Here is a 14,203-nt window from a genome sequence, read left to right as displayed (position 1 = left end):
GTCGTGCGCCACCGCGTCCAGGTCCTGCAGGGACACCCCGACGGCCGCGGCCTTGCGGGCGGCGGTCAGGGCTTGCGCCACGATGCGGCCCGCTTCGCGCATCGCGTCGATCGATTGTGCTGTCTTGAGTTCCACCATGCCCATTACTATACCGGTATTTCAATGCCGGTATTCTAATGGGGGTCGGTTAGGATGGGCGCATGGTGCGGACTCCTTTGACCCCAGAAGAGCGTGAGCGCGGCGAGCGTCTCGGGGCGCTCCTCCGTGCGGCACGCGCGGAGCGGAGCATGGTCTCGGTCGCCGCGGAGGCGGGCCTGTCGGCGGAGACGCTGCGGAAGATCGAGACGGGCCGCGCGCCCACCCCCGCGCTGTTCACCGTGGCGGCGCTGGCGTCCGTGCTGGGGCTCTCGCTGGATGAGCTGGTGGTCCGCTGCGAGCCGGCCGTGGTCTAGGGCCCGAACCGGCCATGTGCGGGGTGGCCCGAGCGGTCCGTATCGGCCCGTAATGCCCGCCGAAAACTGCATGTAGTCGTCCCGTAACACGTCTGGTGTTATCTTCCGGACCGGAAGACTCCAGGCTTCACGGGACGGTGCTGGTCAGATGGCAGTGGGACAACTCCCGGATCAGGTCAGGGAGTTCGCTAGATATCTGAGGGATCTGCTGGGTCGGCTCGACCAGGCGGCAGGCTGGTGCGGCGTGTTCTGGCAGCGAGATCCGGACGGCATGCGGGCCTGTCTGGACGGCGCCGAGGTGCCGCCCTGGGACGTGGTCCAGGCGCTGCTCCACGACCTCGCGGCGGATCGCGGCATCCCCGAGGCCGAGCGCGAGACGGACACGGCGCGGGCGCTGCACCGGGCGTCGGTCGCCGCCTACGACGCCAGGCCCGGCGGCCACGAGCTCCTCAGCGACCGGCTCGACATGATGCTCACGGAGCAGCGGATCGCCCTGGAGCGGCAGGCGGACCTGACGCGCCAGCTGAGCGCGGCGGTCGACGCCGACGACGTCGACCGCATCAACCTCGATCTCGCCTGGGTGCGCGACGACCACGACCGCGCGACGGCCCGCTGCGCCGAGATCCAGGAGCGGATGGACCGCCTCGTCGAGGCCGAGCGCCCGTCGTGGGTCGACCTCGGCACGGCGGTGTCGGGCGACGGCTTCGGGGTGTTTCCGGGCGGGCCCGCCGTTCCGGAGGCATCGCCCTCCTCCTCGTCCCCGTTCCTGTCGTCGCCCTCGTCACCTTCGTCCTCTTCCCCCTTTCCGTCGCCGGACGACGAACTGCGCGTACCCCGACAGGACGCCGCGCCCGCCGCGGAGGCCCTGGACGGCGCGTTCGGCGAAGGGGGCTATGAGCCCGTCCCCGCCGCTGACTCCGAGCCTGCGCCCCAGGCGCCCCCGGGCCCTGTCGAGGACCCCGCCGCCCGTGCGACCTCCGACGCCGTGCGGGAACTCATCCAGCTGCGCGGCGAGGGCCGCAGCGGCGAGGCGCACGGAGTGCTCGTGGAGGCCGCGGGCTGGCCCGCGGACCGGCTGCCCCTGTTCGCCGCGGAGCTGCACCGCGCCGGGCTCGGCGCGGACTGGGCGACCCTGCTGTGGGAGGCCGCGTCGCTGCCGCCGGACCGGCTCGTCGCGCTGGCGGACGCGCTGGCCGGGTCCGGCCGCGCCGACGACTGCAGGAAGCTGCTGCGACAGGGGGTCGCGCGCCCCGCGCCGGAGATCGCCGAGGCGATCATCGCGCTGATCGACGCGGGCCGGGAGCGGGAGGCCCGCGCCCTCCTCGACTCCTATCTCCGGGTCCGCACCCCCGAGGACGTGGCCCGCTGCGCGCACACCGACCCCCGCCGGCTCATACCCCTGCTCCTGGAGACGGCACGCGGAGTCTCCGAGGAGCACCACTGGGATTTGGTGCACGCCCTGCGCGTCGCCGGATTCAGCGCCTGATCCGGACCGCCCCGCGTCGGCCCCGCAGCCGGGTCCCTGCCGCTTCGCGCCCGTTTCTCGCCCGCTCGGGTGCGAAACATGATCGACTCCGCCGGTTGACGACGATGGTCTTGCTCCGCCCCTCGGGGGAGGCTTACGTTCTCCTAATCCACGCAGCAGATCTACGTGCGTAGAGGCTCTCTGACGTCCTCTCAAGGGCATACGAAGGAGCAGCTCATGGCCAACGTCGTACGCGCCGCACTGGTCCAGGCGACCTGGACAGGCGACACCGAATCCATGATCGCCAAGCATGAGGAACACGCCCGCGAGGCGGCCCGGCAGGGCGCGAAGGTGATCGGCTTCCAGGAAGTCTTCAACGCCCCCTACTTCTGTCAGGTCCAGGAGGCCGAGCACTACCGCTGGGCCGAGCCCGTGCCGGACGGCCCCACCGTCACCCGCATGCGGGACCTCGCGCGCGAGACCGGCATGGTGATCGTCGTCCCCGTCTTCGAGGTCGAGCAGTCCGGCTTCTACTTCAACACCGCCGCCGTCATCGACGCCGACGGCAGCTACCTCGGCAAGTACCGCAAGCACCACATCCCCCAGGTCAAGGGCTTCTGGGAGAAGTACTACTTCAAGCCGGGGAACCTGGGCTGGCCCGTCTTCGACACCGCGGTGGGCAAGGTCGGCGTCTACATCTGCTACGACCGCCACTTCCCCGAGGGCTGGCGCCAGTTGGGCCTTAACGGCGCCCAGATCGTCTACAACCCCTCCGCCACCTCGCGCGGCCTCTCCGCCTACCTCTGGCAGCTCGAACAGCCCGCGGCCGCCGTCGCCAACGAGTACTTCATCGCCGCGATCAACCGCGTCGGCCAGGAGGAGTACGGCGACAACGACTTCTACGGAACCTCCTACTTCGTCGACCCGCGCGGCCAGTTCGTCGGCGAGCCCGCGAGCGACAAGGCCGAGGAACTCGTCGTCAGGGACCTCGACTTCGGCCTCATCGAGGAAGTGCGCCAGCAGTGGGCGTTCTACCGCGACCGCCGTCCCGATGCCTACGAAGGGCTGGTGCAGCCGTGACCGATCTGTACGACCGCCACCGGGCCGTGCTGCCCGACTGGCTCGCGCTCTACTACGAGCGGCCCATGGAGCTCACCCACGGGGAGGGCCGCCACGTCTGGGGCGCCGACGGCAGGAAGTACCTCGACTTCTTCGGCGGCATCCTCACCACCATGACGGCCCACGCCCTGCCCGAGGTCACCAAGGCGGTGAGCGAGCAGGCCGGCCGGATCATCCACTCCTCGACGCTCTACCTCAACCGCCCGATGGTCGAACTCGCCGAGCGGATCGCGGCGTTGTCCGGCATCCCCGACGCCCGCGTCTTCTTCACCACCTCGGGCACCGAGGCCAACGACGCGGCCCTGCTGCTCGCCACCGCCCACCGCCGCTCCAACCAGATCCTGGCGATGCGCAACAGCTACCACGGCCGCTCCTTCACGACCGTCGGCATCACCGGCAACCAGTCGTGGTCGCCGACCAGCCTCTCGCCGCTCCAGACGCTGTACGTCCACGGGGGCGTCCGCGGCCGCGGCCCGTACGCGGAGCTGAGCGACGCCGAGTTCACCGCGGCCTGCGTCGCCGACCTGCGGGACATGCTCGGACAGAGCCGCGGGGGAGTGGCCGCCCTGATCGCCGAGCCGATCCAGGGCGTCGGCGGCTTCACCTCACCGCCCGACGGCCTGTACGCCGCCTTCAAGGAGGTCCTGGACGAGCACGGCATCCTGTGGATCTCCGACGAGGTACAGACCGGCTGGGGCCGCACCGGCGAACACTTCTGGGGCTGGCAGGCCCATGCCGAGAACGGCTCGCCGGACATCCTGACCTTCGCCAAGGGCATCGGCAACGGCATGTCGATCGGCGGCGTCGTGGCCCGCGCCGAGGTCATGAACTCCCTCGACGCCAACTCCATCTCGACGTTCGGCGGCTCCCCGGTCACCATGGCGGCCGGGCTCGCCAACCTCGCGTACCTCCTGGAGCACGACCTCCAGGGCAACGCGCGGCGCGTCGGCGGACTCCTCATCGAGCGGCTGCGCGCCATCTGCGCCCAACTGCCCGTCGTGCGCGAGGTGCGCGGACGCGGCCTGATGATCGGCATCGAGCTGATCGAGCCCGCCACCGGCCGGCCGAACCCGCAGGCGGCCGCGGCCGTGCTCGAAGCGGCCCGCGAGGGCGGACTGCTCATCGGCAAGGGCGGCGGACACGACACCAGCGTGCTGCGCGTGGCCCCACCGCTCTCGCTGACCGTCGCGGAGGCCGAGGAGGGCGCCGCGATCCTCGAACGGGCGCTGCGGAGCGCCTAGCACCCCGAGGAGCGCCCAGGGCCCTCCTCCCCGTACGCACGGCCCCGCAGGATCGCAGGAAAGGGAGCGCACCACATGAGTACCCGCACTCTGATCACCGGCGGCCTGGTCATCACGGCCTCCGACGAACTGCCCGTCGACGTACTGGTGGAGGACGGCCGCGTCGCGGCGCTGGCCACCCGCGACAGCCACGGCTGGACGGCCGACCACGTGATCGACGCGTCCGGGAAGTACGTGATCCCGGGCGGCGTCGACGCGCACACGCACATGGAGATGCCCTTCGGCGGCACCCTCGCCGCGGACACCTTCGAGACCGGCACCCGCGCCGCGGCCTGGGGCGGCACGACCACCATCATCGACTTCGCGATCCAGCCCAAGGGCGGCACGCTCGCGGAGGGGCTCGACACGTGGCACGAGAAGGCGGCCGGGAAGTGCGCGGTCGACTACGGATTCCACATGATCATGTCCGACGTGAACGAGTCCTCGCTCAAGGAGATGGACACGCTCGTCGCGTCCGGGATCACCTCGTTCAAGCTGTTCACCGCATACCCCGGCGTCTTCTTCTCCGACGACGGGCAGATCCTCCGGGCGATGCAGCGCGCGGGCTCCAACGGCGGCCTCGTGATGGCGCACGCGGAGAACGGCCTCGCCATCGACGTCCTGGTGGAGCAGGCGCTGGCGCGCGGCGAGCGGGACCCGCGCTACCACGGCGAGGTCCGCAAGGCGCTGCTCGAGGCGGAGGCGACGCACCGGGTGATCCGGCTCAGCCAGGTGGCCGGCGCCCCGCTGTACGTGGTGCACGTGTCGGCGCAGGAGGCCGTCGCCGAGCTGACCCGGGCGCGGGACGACGGCCTCCCGGTCTTCGGCGAGACGTGCCCCCAGTACCTCTTCCTGTCGACCGACAACCTGGCGGAGCCCGACTTCGAGGGCGCGAAGTACGTCTGCTCGACCCCGTTGCGGCCGAAGGAGCACCAGGCCGTGCTGTGGCGCGGGCTGCGCACGAACGACCTGCAGGTGGTCTCCACGGACCACTGTCCGTTCTGCTTCAAGGGCCAGAAGGAGATGGGCAGGGAGGACTTCTCGAAGATCCCGAACGGCATGCCGGGCGTCGAGAACCGCATGGACCTGCTGCACCAGGCTGTCGTCGACGGACACATCAGCCGACGCCGCTGGATCGAGGTCGCCTGCGCGACGCCGGCCCGGATGTTCGGCCTGTACCCGAGGAAGGGCACGATCGCCCCGGGGGCCGACGCCGACATCGTCATCTACGACCCGCACGCCGAGCAGATCATGTCGGCGCAGACCCACCACATGAACGTGGACTACTCGGCCTACGAGGGCAAGCGGGTGACGGGGCGGGTGGAGACGGTGCTGTCGCGGGGCGTCCCGGTGATCGACAACCGTGTCTACGCCGGGCGTTCGGGGCACGGGTCGTTCCTGCGGCGGGGCATCTGTCAGTACGTGTGAGCTGCGCTGATCCTGCCGAACGGCAGGTGTTGAAGGGCGAGGACCGCGGTGCGCGGTCCTCGCCCTTTACAACGTCCCTGGCTCTGGGGCGACTTCATTCCGTGTGACCCGGGTCACACGGGGTGGCGCTTGGCTCGAAGGCGTCACCCGTGTCACTATTTCTGCACGCCGACTCTGCCCAAAAACCGCCGTGAGGCCGCGGGTCGAGTGCCGTAGCCGCCGGTTGGTACAGGCGAGACCGAGTCTCTGCTCGGTGCAGTACCGATACCCCTTTGCATTCCATGCATGCCTGTCATGTTGCGTGTCGACAGGCATGCCCTGAGCGTGCCCTGAGTGCGCCCTGAGTCTGCCTTGAGCCGGGGTGCGGGGGATTGACGATCCTAAGTCGAACTGCTTGCGGAAAACAGCTTCTGGTGTGCTGCCGATGATGTGCTCTCGTTCAAACAGACGCCAAGATCGATAAGTGGAGGAAAAATGTCAGAGTTCACCGATTTGGAAGAGCTGTACTCGATCGTCGACAAGACGGCTCAGCTGGTGGACGTCACCGCTTCGCGTGACAAGGTCTGGCCCATCCTCAATGCCTACAAGGACGTGGTCGGGCAGTCCGTCATCTCTTTCCGGGCGTCGACGGGCAGCAGCGCCGACGACCTCGACGCCCGCTTCACGATGCTCCCGAAGGACTTCGACCCGTACGCCCGTGCCCTGGAGCACGGCCTCACGCCGAAGACGGACCACGCCGTCGGCAGCCTGCTGAAGGAGGTTCACGCGAACCTCCCCATCACCAGCTGCGGCGTCGACTTCGGAGTCGCGGGGGGCTTCACGAAGACCTGGTCCTTCCCGAGCGCCGAGAACCTGGTGAAGATAGCCGACCTCGTCGAGCTGCCGTCGATCCCGGCCGCCGTGGCCGCCAACCGTGACTTCTTCGAGAAGTGGGGCCTGGCCGACATGGTCAGCACGGTCGGCATCGACTACTCGAAGCGCACGATGAACCTGTACTTCGGCGGCGGCGTCGGCGACCGCGTGCCCGCCGAGGTCTTCGAGGAGAAGGGCGTCAGGGAGATCCTCGGCGAGCTCGGTCTCTCCGAGCCGAGCGAGGAGCTCCTGCGGTTCTGCGAGCGCTCCTTCGTCATCTACGTGACCCTGAACTGGGACTCCCCGAAGATCAACCGGTTCACCTACTCCGTCATGACGCCGGAGCCGCTGGGCCTGCCGATCACGTTCGCCCCGACCTTCGAGCGCCTCATCAAGGAAGCGCCGTACGACACCACGGGCCGCAACTACGTCTACGGCATCGCGTCGACACCCAAGGGCGAGTACCACAAGATCGCGTCGTACTACCAGTGGCAGAAGCGCGTCGAGAACCTGCTGCGTTCCGACTCCTGACACCACCTCGCCCGTCAGGGCCGCGGTTCGAGGGCTTGCGGAGAGATGAATTCCATTCCTCTCCGCAAGCCCTTTTCTCTGGAACCTCATTCATTCCTAGAACTCTGGATGATGCGATCTCCATGCGGAAAAGAGAAGGGGAGCTGAGTGCGATGACGTCACCGAGCTCAGCGGAAGGGGTGTCAGAAATCCGTCGCGCTCGCTCCGTCGGAATCGGTCGCGCCCACGCGAAGGCCATTTTGCTGGGGGAGCACGCGGTCGTTTACGGCGCTCCCGCCCTTGCGCTCCCGGTGCCCCAGCTGGCGGTCACGGCGAGCGCCGGATGGTCCGCCCAGTCGCCGGGTGACGCCGGCGGAGTGTCTCTGACAATGACCGGTTCTGCCTCCCGCCCGGTGGCGACACAGGCCTCCGACTGGCTCCGGCGACTCAGTGCCGAGTTCCGGACGACCATGAACGTGGCCGACGACGTACACCTCGACGTCATTCTGGACTGCGCCATCCCGCCCGGCCGCGGCCTCGGTTCCAGCGCCGCCTGCGCGCGCGCCGTGGTCTTCGCGCTGGCCGACCTCTTCGACCGCGAGGTCACCCCGCAGACGGCCTTCGACCTGGTGCAGACCGCCGAGAACGTGGCCCACGGCCGCGCCAGCGGCGTCGACGCCACCGCCGTGGGCGCGCCCGGACCCCTGCTGTTCCAGCAGGGCCGCTCCGAGGAACTGCCCGTCGGCTGCGAGGAGTTGTTCATCATCGCCGACAGCGGCGAGGTGGGCAGGACCAAGGACGCGGTCAGCATGCTCCGCGAAGGCTTCCAGCGCCACGCCGGAGCGCAGGAACACTTCGTACGCCGCGCCACGGACCTCACCGACGAGGCCCGGCACGCGCTCGCGGACGGCAAGCCCGAGGAGCTCGGCACCCGCATGACGGAGTATCACGAGCTCCTGCGTGCCGCCGGGTTGAGCACCGACCGGATCGACGCACTGGTCGAAGGGGCGCTCGCGGCGGGCAGCCTCGGCGCCAAGATCACGGGCGGTGGGATGGGTGGCTGCGTGCTCGCGCTGACCCAGCCCGAGCGGGCGAGCGCGGTGACCCGGCAGCTGCACGAAGCCGGCGCCGAACAGACATGGGTCGTACCACTGAGGGGGTTTGCCGGCCATGGCCGTTGAACAACAGGCCACGGCGGTACGGACCGCCCCGGCGAGCACGGCGGGCAGCGCGACCGCCGTCGCGCACCCGAACATCGCACTGATCAAGTACTGGGGCAAGCGCGACGAGCGGCTCATCCTGCCGCGCACCGACAGCCTCTCGATGACCCTGGACATCTTCCCGACCACCACCCGCGTGCGACGGGAGCCCGGAGCGGAGCACGACGACGTGACGCTCGGCGGCGTCCCCGCGCAGGGTGAAGCCCAGCGGCGCATCGTCACCTTCCTCGACCTGGTGCGCGAGCGCGCCAACAGCGCCGACCGCGCCGTCGTGGACACCGAGAACACCGTCCCCACCGGGGCGGGCCTCGCGTCCTCCGCGAGCGGATTCGCCGCCCTGGCCGTCGCCGCGGCCGCCGCCTACGGCCTCGACCTCGACGCCACCGCGCTCTCCCGCCTGGCCCGGCGCGGATCCGGGTCCGCCTCGCGCTCCCTCTTCGGGGACTTCGTGGTCTGGCACGCGGGACGCCACACCGGCACGGAGGAGGAGGCGGACCTCAGCTCGTACGCCGAGCCGGTGCCCACCGGGCCGCTCGACCCCGCACTGGTCGTCGCCGTCGTCAACGCCGGACCCAAGGACGTGTCCAGCAGGGCGGCCATGCGACGGACCGTGGACACCTCGCCGCTCTTCGAACCGTGGGCCGTCTCCAGCAAGGACGACCTGGTCGACATGCGCCAGGCCCTCGGCCGGGGCGACCTCGAAGCGGTCGGCGAGATCGCGGAGCGCAACGCGCTCGGCATGCACGCCACGATGCTGGCGGCCCGCCCCGCGGTCCGCTACATGTCCCCGGCCTCGCTCACCGTGCTCGACAGCGTGCTGCAGCTCCGCCGCGACGGGGTGCTCGCCTACGCGACCATGGACGCCGGGCCCAACGTCAAGGTGCTCTGCCGCAACGCGGACGCCGACCGGGTGGCCGGTGTCGTGCGCGGCGCCGCGCAGGGCGGCGCCATCCACATCGCCCGTCCGGGCCCGGCCGCCAGGCTGCTGCCCGGGGACGGACGGTGACCCGTCGGCCGACGGTCGTCCGGCGCGCGCCGGGCAAGCTGTACGTCGCCGGGGAGTACGCGGTGGTGGAGCCGGGCAACCCGGCCATCCTGATCGCCGTCGACCGGTACGTCACCGTCACCGTGTCCGACCCCGGTGGATCCGGCGTCGTACTCTCCTCGGATCTCGCCGCGCGGAAGGCGCACTGCCGATGGCAGGACGGCCGGCTCGGCGGATCGGGTCCTGAGGACGGGCGACTGCTCCGGGAGAGCTTCGCGCACGTGGCGGCCGCCGTCGAGATCGTCGGCCGCCTGCTCGCCGAACGGGAGCTGCCCGCGCCCGCGCTCGACATCTCCGTCAGCAGCGAACTGCACGACAACGGCACCAAGTTCGGGTTCGGGTCGAGCGGAGCGGTCGTCGTGGCGACCGTCGCCGCCATGGCGGCCCACTGCGGCCTCGACCTGACGCGCGACGCCCGCTACCGCCTCGCGATGCTCGCCACGGCGGGCCTCGAGCCCAAGGCCTCCGGCGGCGATCTCGCCGCAGGCACCTGGGGCGGCTGGATCGCCTATCGGGCACCCGACCGGGCCGCCGTCCTCGACCTGGCCCGGAGATCGGGCGTCGAGGAGGCCCTGCGCGTGCCCTGGCCGGGTCACGAAGTACGCGCACTGCCGCAGCCCGAGGGCCTCTCACTGGAGGTCGGCTGGACCGGAACACCCGCCTCCACCTCGTCTCTCGTGTCCGGCCTCGACCGGCGGACCTGGCGGGGCAGCGCCTCCCACCAGAGGTTCGTGGAGACCAGCAACGACTTCGTGCGTGCCTCGATCGACGCACTGGAGGGCGGCGACCGCGAGGGTCTGCTGCGGCAGATCCGGCGTGCCCGGCAGGAGTTGGCCCGCCTCGACGAAGAGGTCGGGCTCGGAATCTTCACGCAACGGCTGACCGCGCTGTGCGAGGCCGCCGAGGCGGTCGGCGGCGCGGCCAAGCCCTCAGGGGCGGGCGGCGGCGACTGCGGCATCGCACTGATCGACGCCGAGGCGTCACTGGACATCGCTCACCTACGCAAACGGTGGACCACGGCGGGGGTGCGGCCCTTGCCGATCCGTCCCGCCATGGAAGGGAACGCAGAATGATCTCTCAACGCAAGGACGACCACGTCCGGCTCGCTGTCGAGCACGCGCGTCAGCACAGCGGACACAACCAGTTCGACGAGGTGTCGTTCGTCCACCACGCCCTGGCCGGCATCGACCGGCCGGACGTGTCCCTGGCCACGACCTTCGCCGGCATCTCCTGGCCGGTGCCCCTCTACATCAACGCGATGACCGGCGGCAGCGTCAGCACCGGCATCATCAACCGCGACCTGGCCATCGCCGCCCGCGAGACCGGCGTGGCCGTCGCCTCCGGGTCCATGAGCGCGTACTTCAAGGACCCCTCGTGCGCCGACACGTTCAGCGTGCTGCGCAAGGAGAACCCGGACGGGTTCGTCCTGGCCAACGTCAACGCGACCGCCTCGGTCGACAAGGTGCAGCGCGCCATCGACCTGGTGCAGGCCAACGCCCTGCAGATCCACATCAACACCGCGCAGGAAACGCCGATGCCCGAGGGCGACCGGTCGTTCGCCTCCTGGGTCCCGCAGATCGAGAAGATCGCGGCGGCCGTCGACGTCCCCGTGATCGTCAAGGAGGTCGGCAACGGCCTCAGCCGTGAGACCGTCCTGCTCATCGAAAGCCTCGGCGTCCAGGTCGCGGACCTCGGCGGCCGCGGCGGCACGGACTTCGCCCGCATCGAGAACGGCCGACGCGAGCTCGGCGAGTACGCGTTCATGCACGGCTGGGGACAGTCCACCGCGGCCTGCCTCCTGGACACCCAGGACGTCGGCATCCCCGTCCTCGCCTCCGGCGGCGTGCGCAACGCGCTCGACGTCGCCCGCGCGCTGGCGCTCGGCGCGTCCGGCGTCGGAGCCTCCGGCGGATTCCTGCGCACCCTCAAGGACGAGGGCGTCTCCGCGCTGATCGCGCAGATCTCGACGTGGCTCGACCAGCTCGCCGCCCTGCAGACCATGCTCGGCGCGCGCACCCCCGCCGAACTGACGCGCTGTGACCTGCTGATCCACGGTGAACTCCGTGACTTCTGCGCCGACCGAGGCATCGAGACGGGGACGTTCGCGCAGCGCTCCCGTTCCGTCGAGGCCGCCCACCAGCTGACGGGAAGCACCCGATGACCGAGACACACGCAATCGCCGGCGTCCCGATGCGGTGGGTCGGCCCCCTGCGCATCTCCGGGAACGTCGCCACCACCGAGACCCAGGTCCCGCTGGCCACCTACGAGACGCCGCTGTGGCCCTCGGTGGGCCGCGGCGCGAAGGTCTCCCGGCTGGTCAAGGAAGGCATCGTCGCCACGCTCGTCGACGAGCGGATGACCCGCTCGGTGCTGGTCGAGGCGACGGACGCACAGACCGCCTACGTCGCCGCGCGGGCCATCGACGCACGGATCGACGAGCTGCGCGAAGTGGTGCGCGGCTGCAGCCGGTTCGCCCAGCTGATCAACATCCGGCACGAGATCAACGCCAACCTGCTCTTCATCCGGTTCGAGTTCACCACCGGTGACGCCTCGGGCCACAACATGGCGACGCTCGCGTCCGACGCGCTCCTGAAGCACCTGCTGGAGACGATCCCGGGCATCTCCTACGGGTCGATCTCGGGCAACTACTGCACGGACAAGAAGGCCACCGCGATCAACGGCATCCTCGGCCGCGGCAAGAACGTGGTCACGGAGCTCCTGATCCCGCGCGACATCGTCACCGATGTCCTGCACACGACGGCCGCGAAGGTCGTCCAGCTGAACATCCGCAAGAACATGCTCGGCACCCTGCTCGCGGGCGGCATCCGCTCCGCGAACGCCCACTACGCCAACATGCTGCTCGGCTTCTACCTCGCGACCGGCCAGGACGCGGCCAACATCGTCGAGGGCTCGCAGGGCGTCACGATGGCCGAGGACCGCGACGGCGACCTCTACTTCGCCTGCACCCTGCCGAACCTGATCGTCGGCACGGTCGGCAACGGCAAGGGGCTCGAGTTCGTGGAGACCAACCTCGCCCGGCTCGGCTGCCGGGTCGAACGCGAGCCCGGCGAGAACGCCCGCCGCCTCGCGGTGATCGGTGCGGCGACGGTCCTGTGCGGCGAGCTCTCGCTCCTCGCCGCACAGACGAACCCCGGTGAACTGATGCGTGCACATGTCCAGTTGGAGCGCGGCAACCAGACGGAAAAGGTCGGTGTGTAGGGCATGGCCAGTGACTCAGGCATAGGAATCCACGATCTGTCGTTCGCGACCACCGAGTTCGTGCTGCCGCACACGGCGCTCGCCGAGTACAACGGCACGGAGATCGGCAAGTACCACATCGGCATCGGCCAGGAGTCGATGAGCGTGCCGGCGGCCGACGAGGACATCGTCACGCTGGCCGCCGCCGCGGCCGCGCCGATCGTCGAGCGGCACGGCAGCGAGCGCATCCGCACCGTCGTCTTCGCCACCGAATCCTCGATCGACCAGGCCAAGTCGGGCGGTGTGTACGTCCATTCACTGCTCGGGCTGCCCTCGGCGGCGCGCGTGGTCGAGCTGAAGCAGGCCTGTTACGGGGCGACCGCGGGCCTCCAGTTCGCCCTGGGCCTGGTCGCGCGGGACCCCTCGCAGCAGGTCCTCGTGATCGCCAGCGACGTGTCCAAGTACGAACTGGACAGCCCCGGCGAGGCCACGCAGGGCGCGGCCGCGGTCGCGATGCTGGTCGGCGCGGACCCCGCGCTCATCAGGTTCGACGGCCCGTCCGGACTGTTCACCGCGGACGTGATGGACTTCTGGCGGCCCAACTACCGGGACGCCGCGCTGGTCGACGGGCAGGAGTCGATCTCCGCCTACCTGCAGGCCGTCGAGGGCTGCTGGAAGGACTACACGGAGCAGGGCGGGCACTCCCTCGACGAGTTCGCCGCGTTCTGCTACCACCAGCCCTTCACGAAGATGGCCTACAAGGCCCACCGCCACCTGCTGAACTACTGCGGATTCGACACCGACAAGGACGTCATCGAGCAGGGGCTCGGCCAGACCACGGCGTACAACCGGGTCATCGGCAACAGCTACACGGCGTCCGTGTACCTGGGCCTGGCCGCGCTGCTCGACCAGGCGGAGGACCTGACCGACCGCTCCATCGGCTTCCTGAGCTACGGCTCGGGCAGCGTCGCGGAGTTCTTCGCGGGCCGGGTCGTCCCCGGCTACCGCGACCAGCTGCGCACCGCGGAGCACCAGGAGGCCATCGCGCGCCGCACGGAGCTCGACTACGCGGGCTACAAGGAGCTGCACGAGCGGTCCTTCCCGACCGACGGCGGGGACTACCCCACACCGGTGCAGACCGGCGGGCAGTTCCGTCTCGCCGCCCTGCGCGGCCACAAGCGGATCTACGAACGGCGGTAGGCGAATGACGGACAGCGCGACCGATATCGCGGTCCTCGGTACCGGCCACTACGTGCCGGACCGCATCGTCTCCAATGACGAGGTCGGGGCGCCGGCCGGGGTGGAAGGCGAGTGGATCGTCCGGAAGACCGCGATCCGGGAACGGCGGTGGGCCGCGCCGGGCGAGGCCACCTCGGACCTGGCGGTCGAAGCCGCGCGGGCCGCACTGGAGTCGGCGGGCATCACCGCCGCCCAGCTGTCGGTGATCGTGGTGGCCACGTCCACACCGGACCGGCCGCAGCCGCCGACCGCGGTGTACGTGCAGCAGAAGCTGGGCGCGCCGGGCGCGGCCGCGTTCGACGTCAACGCGGTCTGCTCGGGCAGCATGTACGCGCTCTCGGTGGTCGAGGGCATGCTGGCACGGCGGGGCGGACACGCCCTGGTGATCGGCGCGG

The 14,203-nt window shown here is 70.2% G+C and carries 13 protein-coding genes and 1 pseudogene; 13 read left to right on the top strand and 1 reads right to left on the bottom strand.

Going from position 1 to position 14,203, the window contains the following annotated elements; translation table 11 throughout:
- A pseudogene (locus AOK03_RS44480) lies at positions 1-138 on the bottom strand (type I methionyl aminopeptidase); the annotation flags it as partial.
- A gap of 62 nt (positions 139-200) precedes the next feature.
- Here AOK03_RS44480 and AOK03_RS35205 point away from each other — a divergent pair.
- From AOK03_RS35205 to AOK03_RS35145, 13 genes are all read left to right on the top strand, one after another.
- Positions 201-452, top strand: a complete 252-nt coding sequence (locus tag AOK03_RS35205) for a helix-turn-helix domain-containing protein (protein WP_055569456.1) — start codon at positions 201-203, stop codon at positions 450-452.
- Positions 453-600: 148 nt separating this feature from the next.
- Positions 601-1,938 (top strand): hypothetical protein, encoded by a 1,338-nt coding sequence (locus AOK03_RS35200; RefSeq protein WP_063792650.1) that lies wholly within the window; start codon positions 601-603, stop codon positions 1,936-1,938.
- Positions 1,939-2,154: 216 nt separating this feature from the next.
- Positions 2,155-2,997, top strand: a complete 843-nt coding sequence (locus tag AOK03_RS35195; RefSeq protein WP_055569455.1) for a nitrilase-related carbon-nitrogen hydrolase — start codon at positions 2,155-2,157, stop codon at positions 2,995-2,997.
- On the top strand, positions 2,994-4,277 hold the full coding sequence (locus tag AOK03_RS35190; protein WP_055569454.1) for an aspartate aminotransferase family protein: 1,284 nt from the start codon (positions 2,994-2,996) through the stop codon (positions 4,275-4,277). The genes AOK03_RS35195 and AOK03_RS35190 overlap by 4 nt, the downstream gene beginning before the upstream one ends.
- Before the next feature lie 75 nt (positions 4,278-4,352).
- Complete coding sequence (gene hydA, locus AOK03_RS35185) at positions 4,353-5,744, top strand: dihydropyrimidinase (protein WP_055569453.1); 1,392 nt, start codon at positions 4,353-4,355, stop codon at positions 5,742-5,744.
- 474 nt (positions 5,745-6,218) lie between these two features.
- Positions 6,219-7,127: an aromatic prenyltransferase gene (locus AOK03_RS35180; protein WP_055569452.1), complete on the top strand. Its 909-nt coding sequence runs from the start codon at positions 6,219-6,221 to the stop codon at positions 7,125-7,127.
- A 122-nt stretch (positions 7,128-7,249) separates the two neighbouring features.
- Entirely contained in the window at positions 7,250-8,287 is a 1,038-nt protein-coding gene (gene mvk / locus AOK03_RS35175) for a mevalonate kinase (protein WP_341845837.1), read from the top strand.
- On the top strand, positions 8,277-9,332 hold the full coding sequence (mvaD, locus tag AOK03_RS35170; protein WP_055569451.1) for a diphosphomevalonate decarboxylase: 1,056 nt from the start codon (positions 8,277-8,279) through the stop codon (positions 9,330-9,332). Before mvk ends, mvaD begins: the two co-directional genes overlap by 11 nt.
- Positions 9,329-10,444 carry a phosphomevalonate kinase gene (locus AOK03_RS35165; protein WP_055569450.1) on the top strand — a complete coding sequence of 372 codons (1,116 nt, stop codon included), beginning with the start codon at positions 9,329-9,331 and terminating at the stop codon, positions 10,442-10,444. Before mvaD ends, AOK03_RS35165 begins: the two co-directional genes overlap by 4 nt.
- A complete protein-coding gene (gene fni / locus AOK03_RS35160; protein ID WP_055569449.1) occupies positions 10,441-11,532 on the top strand; it encodes a type 2 isopentenyl-diphosphate Delta-isomerase in 1,092 nt (363 codons plus the stop codon). Before AOK03_RS35165 ends, fni begins: the two co-directional genes overlap by 4 nt.
- Positions 11,529-12,590, top strand: a complete 1,062-nt coding sequence (locus AOK03_RS35155) for a hydroxymethylglutaryl-CoA reductase (protein ID WP_157869163.1) — start codon at positions 11,529-11,531, stop codon at positions 12,588-12,590. The genes fni and AOK03_RS35155 overlap by 4 nt, the downstream gene beginning before the upstream one ends.
- Positions 12,591-12,593: 3 nt before the next feature.
- Positions 12,594-13,769 carry a hydroxymethylglutaryl-CoA synthase gene (locus AOK03_RS35150; RefSeq protein WP_055569448.1) on the top strand — a complete coding sequence of 392 codons (1,176 nt, stop codon included), beginning with the start codon at positions 12,594-12,596 and terminating at the stop codon, positions 13,767-13,769.
- Positions 13,770-13,773: 4 nt separating this feature from the next.
- On the top strand, positions 13,774-14,203 hold a 430-nt coding region (locus AOK03_RS35145; protein WP_425264444.1), incomplete at its 3' end, for a 3-oxoacyl-ACP synthase III family protein.

This window comes from Streptomyces atriruber, assembly GCF_001418325.1.
Classification (GTDB): Bacteria; Actinomycetota; Actinomycetes; order Streptomycetales; family Streptomycetaceae; genus Streptomyces; species Streptomyces atriruber.
Note: the sequence above shows the minus strand (reverse complement) of the source record. Positions and strands in the feature narration are given on the sequence as shown.